The organism is Chitinophaga polysaccharea, assembly GCF_007829335.1.
GTDB lineage: Bacteria > Bacteroidota > Bacteroidia > Chitinophagales > Chitinophagaceae > Chitinophaga > Chitinophaga polysaccharea_B.
This window is the reverse complement of the sequence record NZ_VIWO01000001.1, coordinates 1642916-1666342: the sequence shown is the minus strand read 5'-3', so window position 1 is coordinate 1666342 and position 23427 is coordinate 1642916. Positions and strand designations below refer to the sequence as shown.

General features: G+C 45.6%; 23 protein-coding genes. 3 read left to right on the top strand and 20 right to left on the bottom strand.

Annotated elements, in window-relative coordinates; genetic code table 11:
• Positions 1 to 43 precede the first annotated feature (43 nt).
• The 12 genes from nuoI to FHW36_RS06930 all read right to left on the bottom strand — a co-directional run bounded on the left by nuoI (position 44) and on the right by FHW36_RS06930 (position 10703).
• A complete protein-coding gene (gene nuoI, locus FHW36_RS06985; protein WP_145664527.1) occupies positions 44 to 547 on the bottom strand; it encodes an NADH-quinone oxidoreductase subunit NuoI in 504 nt (167 codons plus the stop codon).
• A 51-nt stretch (positions 548 to 598) separates the two neighbouring features.
• Positions 599 to 1642 carry an NADH-quinone oxidoreductase subunit NuoH gene (gene nuoH, locus FHW36_RS06980; RefSeq protein ID WP_186452325.1) on the bottom strand — a complete coding sequence of 348 codons (1044 nt, stop codon included), beginning with the start codon at positions 1640 to 1642 and terminating at the stop codon, positions 599 to 601.
• Positions 1643 to 1663: 21 nt separating this feature from the next.
• Complete coding sequence (locus FHW36_RS06975; RefSeq protein WP_145664523.1) at positions 1664 to 2752, bottom strand: 2Fe-2S iron-sulfur cluster-binding protein; 1089 nt, start codon at positions 2750 to 2752, stop codon at positions 1664 to 1666.
• Between the two features lie 96 nt (positions 2753 to 2848).
• Positions 2849 to 4210 carry an NADH-quinone oxidoreductase subunit NuoF gene (nuoF, locus tag FHW36_RS06970; RefSeq protein WP_145664520.1) on the bottom strand — a complete coding sequence of 454 codons (1362 nt, stop codon included), beginning with the start codon at positions 4208 to 4210 and terminating at the stop codon, positions 2849 to 2851.
• A gap of 65 nt (positions 4211 to 4275) precedes the next feature.
• A complete protein-coding gene (locus FHW36_RS06965; protein ID WP_145664517.1) occupies positions 4276 to 4488 on the bottom strand; it encodes a hypothetical protein in 213 nt (70 codons plus the stop codon).
• Positions 4488 to 4991 (bottom strand): NADH-quinone oxidoreductase subunit NuoE family protein, encoded by a 504-nt coding sequence (locus FHW36_RS06960; protein ID WP_145664513.1) that lies wholly within the window; start codon positions 4989 to 4991, stop codon positions 4488 to 4490. Before FHW36_RS06960 ends, FHW36_RS06965 begins: the two co-directional genes overlap by 1 nt.
• A 57-nt stretch (positions 4992 to 5048) precedes the next feature.
• Positions 5049 to 6269 (bottom strand): NADH-quinone oxidoreductase subunit D, encoded by a 1221-nt coding sequence (locus FHW36_RS06955; protein WP_145664510.1) that lies wholly within the window; start codon positions 6267 to 6269, stop codon positions 5049 to 5051.
• Positions 6270 to 6281: 12 nt separating this feature from the next.
• Positions 6282 to 6797, bottom strand: coding sequence for an NADH-quinone oxidoreductase subunit C (locus FHW36_RS06950; protein WP_145664506.1), 516 nt, complete (start codon positions 6795 to 6797; stop codon positions 6282 to 6284).
• 44 nt (positions 6798 to 6841) lie between these two features.
• Positions 6842 to 7405 carry an NADH-quinone oxidoreductase subunit B gene (locus tag FHW36_RS06945; protein WP_145664504.1) on the bottom strand — a complete coding sequence of 188 codons (564 nt, stop codon included), beginning with the start codon at positions 7403 to 7405 and terminating at the stop codon, positions 6842 to 6844.
• Between the two features lie 24 nt (positions 7406 to 7429).
• Positions 7430 to 7825 carry an NADH-quinone oxidoreductase subunit A gene (locus FHW36_RS06940; protein ID WP_145664501.1) on the bottom strand — a complete coding sequence of 132 codons (396 nt, stop codon included), beginning with the start codon at positions 7823 to 7825 and terminating at the stop codon, positions 7430 to 7432.
• Positions 7826 to 7988: 163 nt separating this feature from the next.
• A complete protein-coding gene (locus FHW36_RS06935) occupies positions 7989 to 9752 on the bottom strand; it encodes a tetratricopeptide repeat protein (protein ID WP_145664498.1) in 1764 nt (587 codons plus the stop codon).
• Positions 9753 to 9788: 36 nt separating this feature from the next.
• Entirely contained in the window at positions 9789 to 10703 is a 915-nt protein-coding gene (locus tag FHW36_RS06930; RefSeq protein ID WP_145664495.1) for a substrate-binding domain-containing protein, read from the bottom strand.
• Positions 10704 to 11268: 565 nt separating this feature from the next.
• Here FHW36_RS06930 and FHW36_RS06925 point away from each other — a divergent pair.
• Complete coding sequence (locus tag FHW36_RS06925; RefSeq protein WP_145664491.1) at positions 11269 to 11706, top strand: low molecular weight protein-tyrosine-phosphatase; 438 nt, start codon at positions 11269 to 11271, stop codon at positions 11704 to 11706.
• A 20-nt stretch (positions 11707 to 11726) separates the two neighbouring features.
• Positions 11727 to 13076: a histidine--tRNA ligase gene (hisS, locus tag FHW36_RS06920; protein WP_145664488.1), complete on the top strand. Its 1350-nt coding sequence runs from the start codon at positions 11727 to 11729 to the stop codon at positions 13074 to 13076.
• Positions 13077 to 13156: 80 nt separating this feature from the next.
• On the opposite strand, the gene FHW36_RS06915 is transcribed toward hisS, so the two are convergent.
• From FHW36_RS06915 to FHW36_RS06895, 5 genes are all read right to left on the bottom strand, one after another.
• A complete protein-coding gene (locus tag FHW36_RS06915) occupies positions 13157 to 15193 on the bottom strand; it encodes a protein-disulfide reductase DsbD family protein (RefSeq protein WP_145664485.1) in 2037 nt (678 codons plus the stop codon).
• A 104-nt stretch (positions 15194 to 15297) separates the two neighbouring features.
• The gene (locus FHW36_RS06910; RefSeq protein ID WP_145664482.1) at positions 15298 to 15753 is read right to left on the bottom strand and encodes a protein-disulfide reductase DsbD domain-containing protein; all 456 of its coding nucleotides are present in this window, start codon (positions 15751 to 15753) and stop codon (positions 15298 to 15300) included.
• 35 nt (positions 15754 to 15788) lie between these two features.
• A complete protein-coding gene (gene purQ, locus FHW36_RS06905; RefSeq protein ID WP_145664480.1) occupies positions 15789 to 16481 on the bottom strand; it encodes a phosphoribosylformylglycinamidine synthase subunit PurQ in 693 nt (230 codons plus the stop codon).
• Between the two features lie 190 nt (positions 16482 to 16671).
• A complete protein-coding gene (locus FHW36_RS06900) occupies positions 16672 to 17649 on the bottom strand; it encodes a hypothetical protein (protein WP_145664477.1) in 978 nt (325 codons plus the stop codon).
• Between the two features lie 15 nt (positions 17650 to 17664).
• Positions 17665 to 19185 (bottom strand): hypothetical protein, encoded by a 1521-nt coding sequence (locus FHW36_RS06895; protein WP_145664474.1) that lies wholly within the window; start codon positions 19183 to 19185, stop codon positions 17665 to 17667.
• A gap of 191 nt (positions 19186 to 19376) precedes the next feature.
• On the opposite strand from FHW36_RS06895, the gene FHW36_RS06890 reads away from it, so the two are divergent.
• Positions 19377 to 20291 (top strand): TIGR01777 family oxidoreductase, encoded by a 915-nt coding sequence (locus FHW36_RS06890; RefSeq protein ID WP_145664471.1) that lies wholly within the window; start codon positions 19377 to 19379, stop codon positions 20289 to 20291.
• Here FHW36_RS06890 and FHW36_RS06885 read toward each other — a convergent pair.
• The 3 genes from FHW36_RS06885 to FHW36_RS06875 form a co-directional block, all read right to left on the bottom strand.
• Positions 20281 to 21486 (bottom strand): anthranilate synthase component I family protein, encoded by a 1206-nt coding sequence (locus FHW36_RS06885; protein WP_246121089.1) that lies wholly within the window; start codon positions 21484 to 21486, stop codon positions 20281 to 20283. The two genes, FHW36_RS06890 and FHW36_RS06885, sit on opposite strands and share 11 nt — an antisense overlap.
• A 112-nt stretch (positions 21487 to 21598) precedes the next feature.
• Positions 21599 to 22045 (bottom strand): hypothetical protein, encoded by a 447-nt coding sequence (locus FHW36_RS06880; RefSeq protein WP_145664465.1) that lies wholly within the window; start codon positions 22043 to 22045, stop codon positions 21599 to 21601.
• A gap of 93 nt (positions 22046 to 22138) precedes the next feature.
• Positions 22139 to 23410 (bottom strand): adenylosuccinate synthase, encoded by a 1272-nt coding sequence (locus tag FHW36_RS06875; RefSeq protein WP_145664463.1) that lies wholly within the window; start codon positions 23408 to 23410, stop codon positions 22139 to 22141.
• Between the last annotated feature and the right edge of the window lie 17 nt (positions 23411 to 23427).

Below are 23427 nucleotides of genomic sequence, written 5' to 3'. Positions count from 1 at the left end.
TGTTTGACTATTGTATTTTTAGCTAAATGCGCTGTGAATAATATTATTTCCCCTCTTTAGGATCAGGAATCAACAGATCATCTTTTCCGTAAATGAAGCCTTTACGCTGATAGTTTGCGGGAGCAAAGGTTTCAGACATATAGATAGCGTCTTTAGGACAAGCCTCTTCACAAAAACCGCAGAATATACAACGCAACATATTGATCTCATATCTTGCGGCATATTTTTCTTCCCTATACAGGTTTTCTTCTCCGGGCTTTCTTTCTGCTGCTTCCATAGTAATGGCTTCAGCTGGACAAGCTACCGCACATAATCCGCAGGCGGTACATCTTTCACGTCCTTCTTCGTCACGGTTTAATATATGTAATCCACGAAATACCGGGCTGAAGTCACGTTTCTTTTCAGGAAAGCTCACCGTGGCCTTACGGTGAAAAATATGTTTAAAAGTGATAGTCATACCCTTGGCAATAGCAGGGATATACAACTTCTCCATGAAGGTCATCGGCCGGCGATCTACTGCTTTTGCCCTGTTTGTTAATGCTTGCATAACGAATGCTTTATTTCATCCACACCTGCGTGTGTATTTAATGAGATAATATTAATGTTGACGCGCCAATACCAACGCTCCTGTAATCAGCATATTTACCAACGCCAATGGAATCATTATTTTCCAACCCAGGCGCATCAGCTGATCGTAACGGAATCTTGGCACCGTCCAACGTACCCACATAAAGAAGAAAATGAATCCCAGGGTTTTGATAAACAGCGCCAGGAACCCTAACAGCGTTAATATGTTACCATCTACTCCCAGCTTATCCATGTACGGGAAAGCATAACCACCGAAGTACATAGTAGCCATCAGGGCAGAGCTGATAAACATATTGATATATTCTGCGAACAGGAAGAAACCAAGTTTCATGGAAGAATATTCCAGGTGATACCCTCCGTTCAATTCGTTTTCTGCTTCAGGTAAGTCGAAAGGAGCACGGTTACATTCAGCGAAAGCACATACCAGGAAGATGAAAAAGCCCAGTGGTTGGTATACCACATTCCACAACCCATGGCGTTGCTGTTCTACGATATCTTTTAAACTCAGGGAACCGGTCATCATCAGCAGGGCGATCAAAGCCAGCCCCATTGGCAGCTCGTAGGAAATAATCTGGGACGCAGCACGTACAGACGCCAGCAGGGAGTATTTATTGTTGGATGCCCAACCTCCAAGCATAATCCCATATACGCCCATACTCACTACACCAAAAATGAAGAGAATACCAATGTTAACATCCGCTACCTGCAGGGATATTTCACGGCCGGCGATGGTCAGCGTATCACCCCAGGGAATAACAGCACTGGTCATACAAGCCACCAGCATAGCAATGGAGGGACCGAGTATGAACAGGAAGCGGTTGGAAGTATTTGGAATAATTTCTTCCTTGAAGAAGAGCTTTCCTCCATCGGCCAATGGTTGCAATAATCCCATAGGACCTGCACGGTTAGGCCCCAGACGATCCTGGATCCACGCCGCGATCTTCCTTTCTCCCCAGGTAGAATACATGGCCACTACCAGTGAAAGTACCAGCACTCCGGATATCAGGAGTACTTTTTCAATTATAAAAAACCAATCTATGCTTAATAAGGTCATACTTACACGTAATTACGATTGTTACTTCTTAAAATCATCAGAGTGAGCCGGGCCATGGATCTTCGACAGATCAATGTCCGGTCTGTTTACCTGGCTTTCAGAATGGATATTAAACAACAGCTTAGGTTGTCTGCCATCCAGTACTTCTACCAACGCATCTTTAGGCTTCACGGTATTCACGTAATGACCTTGTGAAATAACGCTGTGGCGTTCTATTTTACGTGGGCCTTCGATGATCCAGTCTTTCACATCTTTTTTATCAAAACGGCAGGTATCACAGATAAATGCTTCTACTTCGCCATATTTGTCTTTACGGGCAGTTACGCGGAATACTTCATTACCACGCATCCACAACACAGTTTTACCGCAGCATTTCGGATTTTCACAATCGCGGTGGGCATCCACCGGTTTCAGGAACCATACACGGTTTTTGAAACGAAAAGTTTGATCGGTTAAGGCGCCTACCGGACAAACATCGATCACATTACCGATAAAGTCGTTATCCAGTGACTGCGAGATATAGGTACTGATTTCAGAGGCATCTCCCCGACCTAATATCCCGTGTTCACGTTTTTCGGTCAGCTGGTCGGCAGTATACACGCAACGGTAGCAGAGGATGCAACGTGTCATGTGTAATTTGATTTTATCGCCCAGGTCTACCTTATCGAAAGTTCTGCGTTTAAATTCATAACGGGTGCTATCCGCTCCGTGTTCGTAGCTCAGATCCTGTAAGTGGCATTCTCCCGCCTGATCACATACCGGGCAGTCCAGCGGGTGGTTAAGCAGCAGGAATTCCACCACGCCCTTACGTGCTTCCAGTACTTCCGGGGAAGTGATGTTAGACACTTCCATACCGTCCATGACGGTAGTACGGCAGCTGGCCACCAGTTTAGGCATGGGACGAGGATCGGCATCGGAGCCTTTGGATACTTTCACCAGGCAGGTGCGGCATTTACCACCACTTCCCTGCAGTTTGGAATAATAACACATGGCTGGCGGCACTATTTCTCCTCCTATCTGCCTGGCCGCATTCAGTATGGTTGTACCGGGTTCCACCTCTACAGAGATGTTATCGATTTTAACCTTAAATAATTTTTTTTCCTCCGCCATCTTAATATAGTTTTTGCCTGCGAAGCTGCTCAGCAGCAAGGAAGCAAAGGTTATGATTTTATAACTTGTTTACTATTGTGTTGTTTACCCACTGACTTACACAGCTGCTACCGGGGCCGGCAATGGATCCGCATAATGCGCCAGCCCAAAGTTCCGGGTCAGGGCTTCCTGCGGATGCGCCACATGCCATTCAAATTCGTCACGGAAGTGGCGTATAGCGGCAGCCACCGGCCATGCAGCAGCATCGCCGAGCGGGCAAATAGTATTTCCTTCTATCTTACGTTGAATATCCCAGAGCAGGTCTATATCACTCATTTTACCTTTACCGTACTCAATATTCTTCAGTACTTTCTCCATCCAACCGGTACCTTCACGGCAAGGGCTGCACTGGCCACAGCTTTCGTGATGGTAGAAACGGGCAAAAGTGAGGGTATTACGTACAATACACTGGTCTTCATCCATCACAATAAATCCACCGGAACCGAGCATAGAACCTGTTGCAAATCCGCCATCAGCAAGGCTTTCATAGGTCATCATGCGGGTTTCGCCCTTTGCTGTTTTCAGCAACAGGTTAGCTGGTAACACCGGTACAGAAGATCCGCCGGGGATACAGGCTTTCAGGCGTTTGTTATTTTTGATACCCCCGCAGTATTCATCAGAATAGATGAACTCTTCTACGGAGATATTCATTTCAATTTCGTATACACCGGGCTTGTTGATGTTGCCACAGGCAGAAATCAGTTTGGTACCGGTAGATTTGCCGGTGCCATACTTGATATATTCGTCGCCGCCGATGTTGATGATAGGCACTACTGCCGCCAGTGTTTCCACGTTATTTACCACGGTAGGGCACTGCCATAATCCTTTTACCGCCGGAAATGGCGGTTTGATACGGGGATTACCGCGTTTGCCTTCCAGCGATTCTATCAGGGCTGTTTCTTCGCCACAGATATAGGCGCCGGCGCCACGTTGTACATATATTTCGAGATCGAAGCCGGTACCGAGAATGTTTTTACCCAGCCATCCTTTATTTTTTGCTTCTGCAATGGCTTGTTCCAGGATGTCGGGAATCCATGCATATTCACCGCGGATGTAGATGTAAGCACTGTTAGCGCCAAGGGCAAAGCTGGAGATAATGAGCCCTTCAATGAGGAGGTGGGGGATGAATTCCATGAGGTAACGGTCTTTGAACGTACCTGGTTCCGATTCATCCGCATTACAAACCAGGTAGCGGGGAACGCCTTCCGGTTTAGCGATGAAACTCCACTTTAAACCGGTAGGGAAACCTGCACCACCACGACCTCTCAGGCCGCTCTTCTTCACTTCTTCCAGTACCGCATCGGGTCCCATGGTTTTCAGCGCTTTTTCCGCTGCAGCATAACCGCCATTGCTCCGGTAGGTGTCATAGTACCGGATGCCTTCTATATGTGCTTTATCTAACAGTAATTTGCGTCCCATTTTCTTCCTTATGGTGTAATGGTATCGGACTATCCGATCCCATCAATGATTTTTGTGTATATCTTTTATGCCTTACGTATACCGTGTTGCGAAATGCGGTCTGCCAGTCTGTAAAACAGGAGGCCGGCGCTAACGCCACAGATAAAGGAAACCAGCCAGTTATCGATCCGCCACAATGCGGTGAGTAATCCCACCAGTAAAAGTGCTTCTACGATTTGCAGTTTATGCCGCTGATACATGTCCCTTACACGCATGGGCAGGTTGTTTTTTGGATGCATCAGTTTGCGTTTGCTTTAGATCTGCATTCTGCAATGATTTCATCTACCTTGGCAGGCGTCAGATGCTCGCGGTAATGCTTACCCAGCTGCATCATTGGTGCGTAACCACAGGCGCCCAGGCATTCTACCGTTTTAAGGGTAAACAACCCGTCTGCTGTAGTTTCGCCCACACCAATACCCAGTTTATTTTTTATATAATCAATGATCTGATCAGCACCACTTACCATGCAGGGACCTGTTTGGCATACCTCGAAAAGGTAGGTACCAACCGGTTTCAGGTTAAACATGCTATAGAAAGTAGCTACTTCATACACTTCAATCGGCTCCAGTTGCAATAGCGCAGCAACGTAGTCCATTGTTTCTGCACTCAGCCATCCACCAAATGCCTCCTGAGCCAGGTGCAGCACTGGTATCAATGCACTTTTCTGCTTCCCTGCCGGGTAGCGTGCAATGATTTCTTTTACTTTATTCAGTTTCTCTTCCGAAAATTGAACCTCAGCCATTATTTTAATCAGCTTTAATCTTCAAAATATTCTTTACCGGAGTTTATCAGCTCCCTGTTAGGCATCCAGTTCTCCCGCAATCAGGTTCAGGCTACTCATACAAACGATGGCATCGCTCAGCATGGAACCTTTAATCAGTTCGGGATAAGCCTGGTAGTAAATAAAGCAGGGACGGCGGAAATGCAGTCTGTAAGGACTACGGCCGCCATCGCTGATCAGGTAAAATCCAAGTTCACCATTTGCTCCTTCCACGGCATTGTACACCTCACCCGGTAATATATCTGTTTCCCCCATCACTATTTTAAAGTGATAGATAAGGGCTTCCATTTTCGTATATACATCCTTTTTATCAGGCAGGTAATAAGCTGGTACGTCTGCATGGTATACATCTGCCGGCAGGGATTTCAGTTTCTCCATGGCCTGACGGATAATGCTGATGCTTTCCCACATTTCGGCGTTACGCACCAGGAAGCGGTCGTAGCTATCGCCGGTAGTGCCCACTGGTACCGTAAAGTCGAAGTCCTGGTAGGAGCTGTACGGATTAGCTACACGTACATCGTAGTCAACGCCGGCAGCACGCAGGTTAGGACCTGTAAAGCCATAGCTGAGCGCTCTTTCCGCACTGATAGCGCCTACCCCTTGGGTACGTTCCATGAAGATACGGTTACGGGTAAGCAGGGTTTCAAACTCTTTCAGTACGGCTGGATATTCTGCCAGGAAGCGTTCTATTTTGGCAAATGCAGTTGGCGTGAAATTTCTTTCAAAACCACCGATACGACCAATGTTGGTGGTCAGACGGGAACCGCATATTTCTTCGTAAATTTCGTATATCAATTCCCGGTAGGTCATCACGTATACGAAACCGGTTAAAGCACCGGTATCCACACCCATTACTGAGCTACAGATCAGGTGATCTGCAATACGTGCCAGTTCCATGATTATCACACGCAGGTAGTCTACCCGTTTAGGCACTTCGATACCCAGGAGTTTTTCTACGGTGAGTAACCATCCCATGTTGTTGATAGGAGCGGAACAGTAGTTAAGACGATCGGTAAGTGGTGTAATCTGGTAATAAGGACGGCGCTCCGCAATCTTCTCAAATGCGCGGTGGATGTACCCTACAGTAGGTACCGCGCTCACAATACGCTCACCATCGATTTCCAGGATGTTCTGAAATACGCCGTGGGTAGCCGGGTGGGTAGGACCCAGGTTCAGCGTGGTGGTGTCTTTCTCGATGGAGCCTTCCGGCAGTTTTATATGTTGTTTCTGATCTAACATAGCCTGGTTGTATTAAATATTTCCTCCCCTTCCAAACATTTCGTCATCCTTGTCAATACGCATAGCGTCTTCCAGCGGATATTCCTTTCTCATGGGGAAATAGGTCATTTCGTCTACATTCAGTACACGGATCAGGTTAGGATGGCCAACAAAATTGATCCCGAAGAAATCGTACGTTTCGCGTTCCATCCAGTTAGCCGATTCATATAAGCTGGTAGCGGTAAAAACGTCCGGTTTGGTCACAGGCGTAAATACTTTCAGACGGAGCCTGATATTGTCCTGCAAGTTGTGCAGGTGATATACTACTGCCAGTTCTTCGTTCTTTTTTTCCGGATAATGCACGGCAGTGATATCCGTTAAAAAACGAAAACGCAATTCCTCATCATCAAACAGGAATTGCATTACTTTCAGGTTATAATCTTTCTGTGCGGTGAGGGTAAGCAGTCCAAACGGCTCTTCAAAGCCGCTAAGCACATCTCCAAACTTCTCCGTCAGGCGTTGCTGTATGCGTTCGTTTGTTAAAGACATTAACAATTTGAAATTTACGATTTACAATTAACCATTCCCTCTCCTTACTTGATACCGTAGGATTCCATCAGCTCCTTATACTTGTCGGAGTTACGGCGGCGAAGACTTTCCTGACCTACGAGGTCCTGTATTTTCATGAAACCGTCGATAATTCCTTCTGGTCTTGGAGGGCATCCCGGTACATATACATCTACCGGAATTACCTGGTCTATACCCTGTAATACGGAATAGGTATCAAATATACCACCGCTGCAGGCGCAGGCGCCTACAGCCATTACCCAGCGTGGTTCCGCCATCTGCAGGTATACCTGGCGTACAATAGGTCCCATTTTCTTGGAAATAGTACCCATCACCATCAACAAATCGCACTGACGCGGTGTAAAAGCCATACGTTCTGCTCCAAAACGCGCCATATCATAGGTAGCCGCCATGGTAGCCATGAACTCAATACCACAGCAGGATGTAGCGAAAGGTAAAGGCCAGATGGAGTTTTTACGCGCCAGGCCTATTGCCTTATCAAAAGAGGTGGCATAAAATCCTTCACCGGAATATCCATCAGGGATTTCCACCATCTTCACTTTATTATTATATTGAACCGGACGAGCCATTGGATTTAATTTAGAGGTTTAAGATTAGTCTTCCCACTTCAGGGCGCCCTTCTTCGTGATATAAATAAAACCACATAAGAAGAAACCCACAAACATCAACACAGCCATGAAGCCTTCCCAACCCAGCTCCCTGAAATTCACAGCATAAGGGTAGAAAAAGATAACTTCCACATCAAATAACACGAAAAGAATAGCGGTGAGGAAGTATTTGATAGCTACTGGCTGGCGGGCATTTCCCTTTTGCTCGATTCCACTCTCAAAGTTAATAAGCTTATCGCTGGTTTTACGCTTGGGACCCAAAAAGTGAGTAGCTAACATCGTGATCCCTACGAAACCTAAAGCAGCAATTAATTGCAGTACTATAGGGAAATAGCTGAAAGGAGTAGTCGTTGCTGACAAAAATACAGTGTCTGTATACATAAGCTTCCCGATAAAAACATTGTCCGAATGCGCAAAAATACTGTAAGTTGACCAAATATCAAATCTATTGGCAGTTAAAATATTATCTTTTTTCACCAACCGGAAACTAAAAAACCTCCTGTAAGTACAGGAGGTTTTTTAGTTATTTGACATTTTTCAATGCTTATTTCTTGTTCTGGCCTGCCTTAGCAGCTGGTTTAGCCGCTGGCTTGTTAGCCGCTTTTTCGCGGGCAGCCATATTTTCTGTGATTTGCTTAACGGTGCCGTTATTTGGGTCTAAAGCAGTCAGTTTATCTGCATACACCTTCAAATTCGCTTTATCTTCCTTAAAGTAGTAATACAGCAACTCATAAGTATAAGCGTTGATCAGCGTACTCTTGTTTTTAGCCGGGTCTACTTCTGAGATTTCAATGTATTTGTCGTAGTAAGGCTTGGCAATACCTTCCTGCGCCTGCGGATCTTTAACGAAGTTAGTCATACCTCTCCAGTAGTAACCGGTACCCAGTTCAGGCTTTGCCTCAATTACTTTCTGGAAAGCGGCATCTGCTTTCGACAGCAGGGCGGTATCAGAAGGCTTAACATTTACTGCGCCATAGTAGTAGTTGATACCTACGTTGAAATAGTCAATGGCCTGTAATTGCTCTTTATTGGCAAGGCTTATTTCATTGGCTTTTGCATACCACTCAGCAGCAGCTGCGTATTTTCTTGCTGCTTTCAGCTGTTCTGCAATCTGGATAAAGGTTTCCGGATCTTTGGCAGTGATAGATCCTGCATATTTTTCCAGGTAGCCCAGCGCTTTTTCAGTATACTGGTTTTGCGTAGTAGTATCGGCAGATTTTAAACGCATGTAGATAGTACTCAGCAGCTTATAGTCGTTGGAGTCCAGTTTGGACTCGCCCACTTTAGCTACATACTCATCCATTGTTTTCTTAGCGCTCAGGGAGTCGCCTTTCTGCAGGTAAGCATCTCCTATCAACAGGTTGAGCTTATTGGTATAGAGCTCATTAGCGCCTGCCAGGGTAGCCTGACCTTTAGAGATCGCGTTATCATAGTCTTTCTTAAAGAAAGCGATGTAAGCGCCCAGGTACTGGTTCTTGGTTTTATCTGCCGGGTCAGCAACCGCCATATATTTTTCCAGGTACTTGGCTGCTTCGTCCCAGGATAACTGATCTTTCTTTGGTGTAATATAGAAGTTAAACAGTTCGTAGTAAGCCGGGCCATAGTTGGCGTCCATATTGGTAGCTTTGGTATAATCAGCTACTGCTTCAGATTTCAGCCTGGCGTTGTAGTTTACCAAACCTTCTTTCATTACAGCTTCTGCGTTGTTAGGATCCACTTCCAGCGCTTTTTCATAAGTAGTGATGGCTTTACCACCATTTTCACCACCCAGGAAGCGGTATGCATCTCCTAATTCGATATAGTCAGCTGCGATCGGTGTGTATTGTTCTTTCTTTTTGCGGCCTTCATTGTTCAGGAGTTTTTCCATCACAGTAAGGGCATAAGGGCGATCGCCACCTTTAATTTCGGTGTTGGCATCGGCTATTGCGCGGGCTACATCCCCGTCGCGGCCCTGAGTAGCAGCACTGGCGGCTTCAAATTTCTGTTTTGCAGCAGCGGCATTACCATTGATCAGATCAATACGGCCCATACCTGCCTGTAATAAGGCTGAAGTAGGCACTGCCTGTAAACCTTTCTGGAAAGTAGCTGCAGCACCTGCAACATCTTCCAGTCCAAGCTGTGCTATACCGAGGTAATAATAAGCTTTGTCCTCCGTAGGCTTTGCTGCTATCACCTTCTCTAAATTCTGCTTGGCAGACAGATATTTACCATAATACAGGTCTTTCACTCCGTCTTCCACAGATTGGGCCATCACACCGCTGGATGCAGCGCAAAGCAATGCTACGATTAAACTTTTCCGTTTGTTCATGCAATCTGGTTTTTTAGTTTTAGTTGTGTTTTTTTTCTACTTCAGGTTCGCTTCCCGGAAAACTACATTCAATCTGGCGGGGAATAAACGGAACTGTTTGATGACCAGTTGCCCTTCATAACTGCCGAGAAAGGTTGCAAATCCACTGCCCAGGCCATGATAAGGCTCTTTCAGGCAGAAAAAGAAGCCACGCTTTAATGGATAGGAACCAATACCAATATAAGCCTGGTATGGTTTAACAAAATCCGAACCATTGTCTGCCCTTAACCTCACTACACTCACTTGCTTCGTGAAGGCCATTGACAATGAATCGGCGGGATCAGAGATCCAGCTGACACCTATCACACCAATTGCGTCTTTGTTTTTAGACACGTAATCCACCACTTCAGGATTGGTTTTGGCAGCCATTGTGTTTGTTGGCAAAGGCTTTCCCTTGTTGATGGAATCCATGATGTATCGCACGGTGCTTGAGTTGGCATTATCAAACACCAGTTGCCATTTTCTATCTTTAGCACTACCGTCCATGATGCTGCGCACCTGATCCATCGTAAATACAGAATCAGGATTGTCTTTATTCACCACCAGTGCCAATGCATCCCAGGCAAGTAAAAGGCTGTTAGGCGTAATTTTTATTTGCTTGAAATATTCCAGCTCCTGTTTGTTGAAATCGCGGGTTACGATCACCAGGCGGGCGCTATCATTTAAAAGATCTTTAAAACAATCTGCTTCCGGTTTATAAGAAGCTTCAATATGTGCTTTGGGATACAGCGATTCAAAAACTTTTATTTCTGAATCCATGAGCGGTTTATACGTTTCATCTACGCTGATGCGAATAGTACCTTCCGTGGCTGTATCAAGTTTTTTCGCATTGGGATTTGGGCCACAAGCCGCTAACACCAATATTAGTGCTGATAAATATACAGCATTCATTCTTTTAAAACTGAAAAACATATCTGCCCTCTTTAGTTCCTGTTAAAAAAAAGTTTCCTGATTCCATTATAAACCCTAAAGAGACCGTAGATTAGCAATATCGCACCAGCTATGTTCATCGTTGTTTGTGAAATATTGAAATGAGCCACCCCCATTCGTTCTCCGAATACGGCAAACAAACCAAAAAGGATAAAAAATAACCCTCTGATCAGCTCACCCATTGGCCGATACCTGTTTTCCAGTCGTCTGCTTGTCTGTTCTTCGTGTGTTTCCATGTTGCGAGTTACAATTATACAAAAAATAATTTTTTAATCCGGTAAAGAGAATTTTAGAAGAATGTTAAAAAACTGCAACAAAACTGCATCCAATCGCTTATCCGGCCGCAATTTGAGGCATTTTTTCAACATCGCGCAAATTTTTGATTTAAAATTTCATCATTTCCCGCTAATTACAATTTGCGGAAGTTTTTGCTTTAATGCATCTGAAATCCTTCTTTTTGAGCCCGTTTCTATGATAAAGATGCAAATGGGCAAACATTTCCATAATATCTTGTAGGTTTGCGGCCTGATTCATCTTTTGATACGATATGAAGATTTTGATGGTATGCCTGGGAAATATTTGTCGTTCTCCCCTGGCAGAAGGCGTAATGCGACATCTGGCTACCGAAAGGGGGCTCAAATGGGAAATTGATTCTGCCGGCACCGGGAGCTGGCATATAGGCCATTCCCCCGACCACCGGTCTGTAAAAGAAGCCAGGAAAAACGGCGTGGACATCTCCAGCCTCAAAGGCCGGCAGTTCCAGGCAGCCGATTTCGATACCTTCGACCGCATCTATGTAATGGACCGGAATAACTATGCCGACGTGATAAGAACAGCCCGCAACGGGGCAGATAAAGCCAAAGTGCAATTCCTGCTGCCAGGGCAACAGGAAGTACCGGACCCTTACTACGACGACAAAATGTTTGCTCCCGTATATAAAATGATCTATGAGGCCTGTGATGCCATCACAGCCCAGCAACAATAAACTTTTAATATTTTTTTGAGATGATAAAGCCAGGCATTCCTAAAGGCACCCGTGATTTTGGCCCCGTGGTAGTAAGAAAACGTAATTATATCTTCCAAACCATCCGCGAAACCTTCGAACTATTCGGCTTCCAGCCCCTGGAAACCCCTGCGATGGAAAATTTATCTACCCTTACCGGCAAATATGGAGAAGAAGGGGACAAACTGATGTTCAAAGTATTGAACAATGGAGAGATCTATCCCGCCGCTCACGAAGCAAAAGATAATAAAGCACTCGTAGCCGCTATCACGGAAAAGGCCCTGCGGTACGACCTCACGATCCCATTTGCCCGCTATGTGGTGATGAATCAACATGAACTGGCTTTACCCTTTAAACGCTATCAAATGCAGCCGGTATGGCGGGCCGACAAACCCCAGAAAGGCCGCTACCGCGAATTTTACCAGTGCGACGCAGACGTGGTTGGAAGCAATTCCCTGCTGAATGAAGTGGAACTCCTGCTGATCTACGATACTGTGTTTACTAAACTGGGATTGAAAGGATATGAACTGCGCATTAATAACCGCAAAATACTGGCTGGCCTCGCAGAAGTAATCGGCAAACCCGAACTGCTGACTGATATTACCATCTCCATCGATAAACTGGATAAGATAGGCGCAGCCGGTGTGCGGAAAGAACTGGAAGAGCGCGGACTCGCATCTGAGGATATTAATACAATTGAACGCTTCCTCGCCATTGACGGCAGCAGCACGGAAAAATTGTCGCAACTGAAAGAACTGCTACAATCCTCCGCTACAGCGCTAAAAGGCATCGAGGAATTATCATTTGTGATCAACGCTGGTTATGCCGATTTTAATACTACACCGATCATAGACGTAACCCTGGCCCGCGGCCTCAACTACTACACCGGTTTAATCGTAGAAGTAAAAGCACCTGCCACGGTTAAAATGGGAAGTATCGGCGGCGGCGGCCGATACGATGATCTCACAGGCCTCTTTGGCCTTCCGGGCATCTCCGGCGTTGGTATCTCCTTTGGCGTAGATCGTATTTATGATGTGCTGGAAGAACTGCAGCTGTTTCCCCAAACAGCACAGCAATCTACCAAAGTCCTGTTCCTGAACCTGGGAGAAGACAGCGCCCGTAAAGCATTTGACTACATGATGCAACTGCGTAAAAATGGCGTAGCAGCAGAACTGTTCCATGAAAATGCCAAGATGGACAAACAAATGAAGTATGCAGATAAACGTGGTATTCCGTATGTGATCATCCTCGGTGAATCAGAGTTACAGGAAAATACTCTCAGCATCAAAAACCTGGTGAACCGTCAACAGGAAAAAATTGAGGCGGCTGCATTACTACAATTTACCTTCTAACATACAGCTGGCTTCAGCAAAAAATAAAGCCGGCGGTTTCTTCACAGATACCGCCGGCTTCTTTTATAGCATCCTGCTAATTACTTGGCATGACGTTTAGCAAATTCTGCTTTTGCTCCTTCCAGGTATTTCACAAATGCATCCACATCTTCCTTCGGATCATAACCATATCCTTTATTCACCAGTGGCTTACCTTCCAGGTCAACCGGGATATAGTAAGGTTGTGAGTTACGATTGAAGTTAGATACTTCCAGGTCCTGGTTCTTCTGTCCCACGTTGTTCACTTTTTCACCGGTAGTTTTGGAAACATATTTTTCCGCATCTTCCAGCGATGTTTTTTCATCCGTGTATAAAGAAGCCACGATAAAGTCGTTGCGCAGGATTTTCATTACTGCAGGCGATGACAGTACCGATTTTTCGAACTTACGGCAGTTTACGCAGGTATGACCGGTGAAGTCGAGCATCAGGGGCTTATTGGCCGCTTTAGCTGCTGCCAGCGCTTCCTCGTAGTCGAAGAATACGTTTTCCACACCCGGAATTTCAGAGTGTAAGATCCCCACCAGTTTTTTTGGTTTCACGGTGTTAGCCTGGCTGCCGCCAGTGCCGCTACCAGCGCCACTTTCCAGGGTCGCCTGGATATCCACCAGCGATTTATTCAGGTTAAAGTCCTGGGAACCTTCGTGTGGCAGGAATCCACTAATACCTCTCAGTGGCGCCCCCCACATACCCGGGATCATATATACCACGAAGGTAAACGTAACGATGGCGAAGCAGAGCCTTGTAACCGACAGGAAAGGAACATCGCTGTCATGGCTGAATTTCAGCTTGCCAATCAGGTACAGCGTAAGCAATCCGAAGATAGCGATCCACAGGGCGAGGAATATTTCACGGTCCAGCAGGTTCCAGTGATACGCCATATCTACGTTGGAGAAAAACTTCAACGCCAGCGCCAATTCAATGAAACCCAGGGTTACTTTCACCGCATTTAACCAACCACCGGATTTCCCGATCTTATTCAGCAGGCTGGGAAACAGCGCGAATAAGGAGAACGGGATGGCCAGGGCCAGGGAAAAGCCAAACATACCTACCAGGGGACCGGAGTTACCTCCTTTAGCCGCCAGCACCAACAGATTTCCTAAAATAGGACCTGTACAGGAGAAAGATACGATGGCCAGGGTGAGTGCCATGAAGAAGATACCCAGCATGCTGCCCATACCTGCTTTAGAATCAGACACATTGGCCCAGGAGCTGGGCAGGCTGATTTCAAATGCGCCCAGGAACGAGAACGCAAACAACAGGAAGATCACAAAGAAAATCATGTTGGCGATACCGTTACTCGCCAGGGAATTCAGCGCACTGGCGCCGAATATCTTGGTGATAAGAAAGCCCAGCAGCGTATAAATAACGATGATAGACAAAGAATAAGTAAAGGCATTCTTGATACCTTGAGCACGGGTGCCGCTACGCTTGGTGAAGAAACTCACCGTGATAGGAATCATAGAAAATACGCAAGGCGTAATTAATGCGATAAAACCACCACCAAAGCTGGCGATAAATATCCACCAGAGCGATTTATTAGAGGCATCATCGTCGGCCACATCTCCTGAAGCGGTATCCTTACTACCGGCAGCAGCAGTAGGCGCAGTACCAGCGCTGGCAGATTGCTCCACCGGCACGCTGAAAGTTTCTTCTACCGGAACCGCCTCCTCCCCTTTCAGGGCCATGTAAGTAATGGTACCACTCAGTTTGGACGTTGCGCCTTTCAGCTTTACATCCGCCAGTAATTCCACTTCATTCTCGAAATATTTGATGTCGAGATTGTCGAATAATGGCTCTTTGCGGCTTTCCAGCTTACCATTTTCTGTAATGCCGGCAATAGTAGCATTCACGCTGGTGTCCAGCGCTACCCTGGTATTGGGATCATCATTTCCCATAGTGGTGGAAAAAATCAACCAGCCTTTGTCTACCATACCTTTCAGGTGCAGTACATATTCCTGGTCGCCTTTTTTTTCTGCGGAAAACTGCCATTTAACAGGTTTCGGGCTGTTGTCCTGGCCATTTGCATGCAAGGCAAAGAGGGCGAAGACAGGTATCAAAAATGAAAGCAGTTGCTTCATAAAGTCAATAGGCTTTAAATAATATAGATCTGAGAAAACAAGAAACGAGTTCCCTGGAAGAGGAACTCGTTTTACGAGTATTTTTATCAGTTACCGGATACAATTTACTTTCCTCCTACATTCACCGCAAATTCCAGTTCTTTTGGAGGCAGACACTGATGGTCATCACACACCATGAATTCTACAGAGCCTTTCACTTTAGTAGCTGCTTTACCTTTTACGGTTACTTTCTGCACGAAGTCTACTGTGTTTTCGTAGTATTTCAGTTCAGAGTTGAAGTTTTTGTCGAATGCCTTATGCAGTTTACCCGCTTCCGTTACTTTACCATCCAGTGTTGCCAGTGGATTTTTAGTAAACTTGAAAGAGGTAGGTACCGGACCTTCTCCTGCTTCCTGCGCGTACAGATGCCAGCCAGCTTCGATTGTAGCGATGGCGTGTACCTCGTAGGTGTTGGCATTTACTTTCTTGGCAGAGAAGCTCCATTTTACCGGATTTTCGATTTGTGCACTTGCCAGGATGGGCAAGGCGAACAATGCCAGTGCTGTGAGTAATTTTTTCATGCTTTTCTTTTTAATTGGTTGGTTGATTTAATCTATTAGTTGTTATTGATCAGACTCTGTAAAATCAGCTGCCCGTCCGTATTACCCAGGGCGAGGCTGGTAGCTCTTTCCGGGTGAGGCATCATACCAAAGACATTTCTTTCTTTGTTACAAATACCCGCGATATTACGGATGGCGCCGTTTGGATTAGCAGATTCAATAATGTTGCCAAACTCATCGCAGTAGCGGAACAGTACCTGGTTATTCTTAAACAGTTCTTCAATGGTAGCATCATCGGCATAGTAGCGGCCTTCTCCATGGGCTACGGGTATCATCAGCGCCCTGCCGGTTACATCTTTAGTGAGCGAGGTAGTGGTATTTTCGCTTTTCAGGAAAACGTTCTTGCAAACAAACTGCTGGTGGTCATTCAGCAATAATGCACCTGGCAACAGGCCGGCTTCGCATAATACCTGGAAACCATTACAAACACCGATTACGCGGCCACCTTTGTTGGCAAATTCAATCACACTCTGCATCATTGGGCTAAATCTCGCGATAGCGCCGCAACGCAGGTAGTCGCCATAAGAAAAACCACCCGGCAATACGATGCAGTCATTGGTAGTGAATGCGCTCAGGTCTCTGTCCTTATGCCACAGTTCTATTACTTCCTGTCCCAGGTCGTTACGCAGGGAATCAATCATATCATGATCACAATTAGAACCGGGAAAGGTGACAACGCCAAATTTCATCTGAAAATGTTTTGTGTTTATGTGTAAATAATGTTTTTAAAAACTGTTTCTATCCCCGTTTTTATCCTCATTTTTCACGAATGACAAATCTAATGGGAAAGGACAAAATTACTTCGCCGTTCGCAATTTTCCATTGCCGTTTGTCCTGATTTAACAAATTACTGGTAATCAGCCTTTTAAAATGGAGAAACTAGCTGAAATACTGCATAACGATGACGTACGCCAGTGTGATAAAGTGGATAACGTTGGCAAAAGTATCATTTGTGACCGACCAAAAGACGTTACCGGCAAACATGGAAACCGGCAAAACGGCCAATACCCAGTACCCGGCAGAAAAATGTACGTTAAAAAACGGTACCAGCATGGCTACCAGCACATATATGATCAATGCGGCCCATATCTTACGGCCCTGAATCAACATTTTCTTAAGCGGACGCTGTAATAACAGCCAGCCTATCACAAAAAACAACAAACAGGCCACCATGGCTCCCCATACCTTATAATCCTTAATCATAGGTAGCGACAACCCAATATTCGGTATTTTCAAGAGCAAAGTCATCTGCCCGGTCAGGAAGAGATAAGTACCCATCAAATAAATCGGACATATGAGCCCCAGCATGGCAATAATCCATTCCGCCAGGCGGAAAGCCCGCATAATGAGCATGCTCGCCAACAACAGCACACAGAAGATGACAGACGGAAAATAAAACAATCCACATACCCCCAACGCAAACCCGATGTTAAATACCACATCCCGGGCGGAAGTCCGTGTATACAGCTCCGTTATACTGGAAAACACCCACAGCATAATCAGGTTGACCAGCAACGCAGGAGAAAACACATTCCAGCTGTAAAGCATAGAGGTGAAAAGCAGGAAACACATAGCCGGCAGGTAAGTAGGCCGGGCAAACAACCGGTGATGGTTGATAATGCGGGTAAATAGCAGCGATTGCAGAAACAACAACAATATCGCCAGGGAAGTGAAGATCAACGGACTATTGCCTATAGCGGCTTGCATCCATCTCGCCAGCAGGAGGTATAATAATCCCTCTGACCCATCTGCCACAAAGGAGGATGGATGAATCAGATAGTAAAACTTAACGACCAGTGTATATATCAGCAGGAGCAATACCGTCAACGGATTGCCTGAACGGAAAAATCTTATCACAGTGCAAAGGTGTGATTAAAAGTCAATTTTAGCAAAGCAAATATAATTCCTGTAAACACATGGTACTACTACAGTACGACCACTGATCTGTTTACCATACCGGGGCATCCAGGTAAAACCTTTATCCAGGTTACGCAGGGTAGGCATGCGGTTTACTTTTCCACCCGGCGCCAGGCTTACATCCGTAAGCATATAGCTCCTTCTGTCCAGCTCATTATACAGGAAACGCAGTTCACTGCCCACATTTACCATCAGGTAAGACAGGTACAGGTCGGCGTTATCGTCGAATTGGCTCTTGTGTACAAAGTTGTTCCACTGCATATTGCCCTCGTCATCGAAAGACAGCACCGCCACATTATCGTAGTGGTAGCGCAATCCCTGGGAATTGTTCCAGTAGTAGGGGTTATAATACATGGAAGAGTAAGGCGAATAGTAGTAGGGAGCATACATACCACCGTATGGGCTTCCGTACATGTAATTCCAGCGGTTCCAGGGCTGATAGCGGGAAGAAGTGGAGAACGATTCGGCTGTTAATAAGAATCCGCCATTAGCGGTATTGATGATTTTCCGGATGAAATAATCATTGAATGCTGCATTGGTGCTGGATTCGCCGCGGGCATTCGCCTTCAGTTCATCTGCAAAGGCAGTTGATTTCTCATACACGGTTTTATGATTGCCGTAATCATACTTATAGAGATAGATGCCTTCTACATTTCCGCGCTTCTGTTTATAGTAAAAGGCCGTTACCAGCGCGGTTTGCTTGTTGTTGTCCAACTTCATTTTCACCTCATCCAGCAACTGGGATTTGAACTCCATGTGCGTTACTTCAAAACTATCTACCAGCGGACGTTTGATGATCAGGTTGCCATTTAACACATAATCCCGGTTGGAAGTACGCTCCAGCTTATTAAAGATAAAATCGCCGCTATTAGTGAGGTTAAAATTGCTCAGGAACTGTCTTTTCTGCATGGGCAGCGACAAGCGGCTGTTATTGACCAGATTCATGGAGCTGTCGTACAGGAAAGTGTAAAACACATTGTTGTTTTCATTGTCCTGGTTGATCTTATACACCATAATGCGGTTCTTATCTTCCGATACATCCACAGAATATACCTTGTTTTCTTTGGAATATATACCAATGCGGGTAGAATCGATCAGGATAGGCGCATCTGCGAAGGTGGCATCAGGCGACATGGTAGCACAGAGGCTGAAAACAGCATCTTTACGCTGAAACTGGTATATCATCAGCACTTTATCGGGGTAAGCCACAAAGTCCATACTGATCACCTTCCGTGGCAGAAAATCCAGCTTCACCCGGTTTTTCAGCTGCATCGTATTATCATACACTGATACCACGTAATCGCCACGGTCTGTTTTATACACGAGGATATTGCCTGCTACCCTGCCAATGATTTCGAACTCTGTGCTTTTGTAATCATCCTTTTCCGGTTCTGAATAGGTGATCTTCTGTGCCATTGCTGCTGAGCCGGCAAAAAGCAGCAGCAATACTAACTGTATGCGGTATAGCGTATGCATGCGGTAATATAAGTTTCAGATATGTGTTAATACAGATGGCACGTTTCAATGCTTCAATTTCAAACTTACATTAAAAATCAGAAATTAAGCAGTCAATTTACACCTGCCAGGTCTTGCTTTTACATAAATTCCAAAAGGCCCGATTTATTGTGTACTTTTATTAAATTATTTTCAAAAAGCAGCTATACTTGATGGAAAGCGTCATTATAACAGGTGGAACAGGACTTATAGGAACGGCATTGACCCAATTGTTGCTGGAGCGCGGCTACAAGGTAATTATATTGAGCAGGCGCCCGGAAAACGGCGGCAATAAGGCGGTAACATATGCCCATTGGAACCTGGAAGCACAAACGATAGATAAAGACGCCATCCAACAGGCTGATTATATTGTACACCTGGCAGGAGCCAATGTAGGCGCCAGGCGCTGGACAGCGGCACGTAAACAGGAGATTATTGATAGTCGCACCCAAAGCAGTGCACTCATCTATACCGCACTACAAACCATTCCCAATAAAGTAAAGAAAGTAATCAGCGCCTCCGCCACCGGCTACTATGGTGATTTTACAGGTCATGTTTTCACAGAAACCGACCCGCCGGCCACCGACTATCTTGGCAGCACTACGCAGGCCTGGGAACAAAGCATTGCTAAGGTTACTACGCTGGGAAAGAAACTGGTTATTTTACGTACCGGGATCGTATTGAGCAGGGAAGGCGGCGCCCTTAAAGAGTTTTACAAGCCACTGCGCTTTGGATTTGCCACCATATTGGGTTCTGGCGACCAGTTTATTTCCTGGATACATATTCATGACCTGGTAAGACTTTATTTCAGTGCTATCGTTAATGATAAACTGGAAGGCATTTATAATGCGGTAAGTCCTCATCCTGTTTCCAACCGGGAACTGATCCTTAGCATGGCCCGGATAGCCAAGGGCCGCAGCTTTATGACCACTTATGTACCAACGGCAGTATTGAAGCTGGCATTAGGTGAAATGAGTGTGGAAGTATTAAAGAGTATGCAGGCATCTCCGGCTAAAATACAACAGACGGGGTTCCAGTTTTCGTATCCTACCATCGATGAAGCGATGGAGCAGCTGTTTAGCCAATAATGGTTTTTTCCATGGCAGCTGCTTTCAGCAGGCATTCCTCCCATTCTTTTTCCGGATCACTGTAGAAGGTAATAGCAGAACCGGTTTGGAAAGACAGGTATTGGCTTGTCGCATTATAAAGCATACTACGGATCACTACATTGAAATCGAAATCGCCTTCCGGCGTAATATATCCTACTGCTCCGGAATAAAGCCCACGGCGGGTTTGCTCATATTGTTCAATCAACTGCATCACCCTGATTTTGGGTGCGCCTGTCATGGAGCCCATCGGGAACGTAGTGCGGAGCACCGCTGTAAACGGCAGCTGTGGCGGCAATTGAGCCGATACGGTGGAAATCATGTGGTGTACATGGGCAAAAGAATAAATTCCAAACAACTCGGTTACCTCTACAGAACCCTGTACAGCAGTATGCGACAAGTCGTTGCGTACCAGGTCTACCACCATTACATTTTCGGCTCTCTCTTTTGGATTTTGCAGTAATTGTTGTTGCAACCGCTGGTCGGTAACCGGATCTGCATCTTTACGGCTGGTTCCTTTGATGGGCTGTGAAATAACCGTGTTCCCTTTTTTCTGCAGGAAGCGTTCCGGGCTGGAACAGGCCAGGTAGCGATCGTACAGTCGATAATAGGCAGCAAAGGGTGCTGGCGAAAGGTTATTCAACTTTGTGAATAACGCTGTGGGATTTACGTTGACACCAGTCATATAATTTTCCCGGCAGAAATTGATTTCATAACAATCTCCCTTCAAAATATGCTGGCGGATATCCTCTACCGCGGTAATATAGCTGCGGTGATCCAGGCGGCTTTGCAGCGCTGGCACCGGCTCCGTGGTAACGGGTGTTACGTGAACGGGCATACGTAAACAGTCGTCATATATAGCGCGGGCCTCTGTTTCATGGAGTTGGATGCCGCCAATATGCACCTGTTGTTGTTGTAATTGAATGATAATACGTGGCTGAAAAAAGCACATATCCGGGAAGCCAATACCATCGGTATTGGCGGATTGTAATCCGGGGGCTGTTTCATTTTTAAGATCATATGCCAGGTGACCGAAGAGCCAGTCGGCGTGCCGGTCATGGAAGGCCTGTAAAGCGGGGAAGGCGTTGCCTGCGTTTACTTCAAGGATTTGCAGGGCATCTGCAGCCAGAACGGCGTCATATTCGTGCCAGGGAGAATCGTAATTATTATTGTCCAAAAAACAACAAATGTTGAACTGGTTTCCCCAATTCAACATTTGTTGCTTAAATATTTTCTGATTATCAACCGGGAAGGTGTGGAATATCCTGATAACAATCGTGTTTTAAAGCTTAAAAATCATCATCCTCATCATCAAAACGATCGTTAAACAGATCCATATCCTTGAATTCATCATCTATGCCCAGGTCGTCGTCGTCATCGGTTTTCTTACCGCCGCCGGCAGGACGACCGCGTTTACCCTTTGACTTAGGCATGTCAAATTCTTCAAAATCGGGATCATAATCATCATCTTCTCCTTTTTCCCAAGCATCGTCCATGTCGTCCATATCATCGTCATCATCATCCTCCTCATCGTCATCTTTACGTTTGGATTTTGATGCAGACTTATCTGATTTCTTAGCGGCAGATTTTGAAGGTTTCACATCTTCATCATCTTCCTCCTCTTCATCTTCATCCACCTCTTTCTTAGGCTTGGCCGCAGCTTTAGGAGCGTCTTTTTCAGTCTTAGGAGAAGTAGTTTTTTTGGTCTCTTTCTCTTTATCAGATTTTGATTTCATAATAGGTTGCCTTATTTCTTTGCCGTAAAGTTTTAATAGTTTTTTTTATTCGCCAAATTTTTTTTGCTGTTTTTTTTCCTTACTTTTTTCCTTCTACTTTTCAAGGATCTGATCGCGCCCAGGTCCGTTGGAAACGTATTTCACGGGAACGCCCAGGTAATTCTCCACAGATGAAACAAACGCTTTCATCTCGGTCGGTAACTCGTTGAATTGCTGACAAGTAGACGTCTTATCACTCCAGCCTTTAAAGGTTTCCCATACTGGTTTAATGTCCAGACCGTTTAACTGGAAAGGCAGTTGTTTTGTTTGCTGACCGTCGATCTCATAAGCTGTACAGGCCAATACTTCATCAAATTCGTCCAGTACATCGCTTTTGGTCATTACCAGTTGCGTTACGCCACTCAGCATGCAGGTATAGTTCAGTGCAACCAGGTCAATCCAGCCACAGCGGCGGGAACGGCCGGTAACGGCGCCAAATTCATGACCGGCGCTACGCAGGTGTTCACCCACTTCATTGTCCAGCTCAGTAGGGAAAGGTCCGCTACCCACGCGGGTACAATAAGCTTTGGTAACGCCAATTACTTCTTTGATCCAGCGCGGAGCAATACCCAAACCGGTACATACACCCGCAGAAATGGTGTTGGAAGAAGTAACAAACGGATAGGTACCGAAATCTACGTCCAGCATACTTCCCTGAGCTCCTTCGGCCAATACTTTTTTACCGGCTTTCAGTTGTTCATTCAGGAAATATTCACCACTTACCACGTTCATCTTTTTCAGGAAAGGAATCGCTTCAAAGAATTCTGCTTCCCAGGCGGCAATATCTGCAGTGAGATCTGTAATATCGTAATGAGACAAGAGCTGCAGGTGTTTCTGCTTCAGGCTCTCATACAGGCTTTTAAAATTAGGCGACAACACGTCTCCTACACGCAAACCGTTTCTGCCGGTTTTATCCATATAAGCAGGGCCGATCCCTTTCAGGGTAGAGCCGATTTTATCGTTGCCTTTTGCAATTTCAGATGCTTTATCCAGCGCGCGATGCGTAGGAACGATGATATGGGTTTTTTCTGCTATAAACAGATTTTTTGTCAGATCTACGCCCAGTGCTGCGATATCTTCGCTTTCCTTTTTGAAAGCTACGGGATCCAGTACTACCCCGTTACCGATAAGGTTCACGGTCTTATCGTGGAATACACCGGATGGAATGGTGCGTAATACTACTTTCTGTCCGTTTACATATAACGTGTGACCAGCGTTCGGGCCACCCTGGAAACGGGCAATCACGTCGTACCTGCCGGCAAAATAGTCCACAATTTTACCCTTGCCTTCGTCGCCCCATTGCAGGCCTAACAAAACGTCTACCATAATGATTTAATTAATTA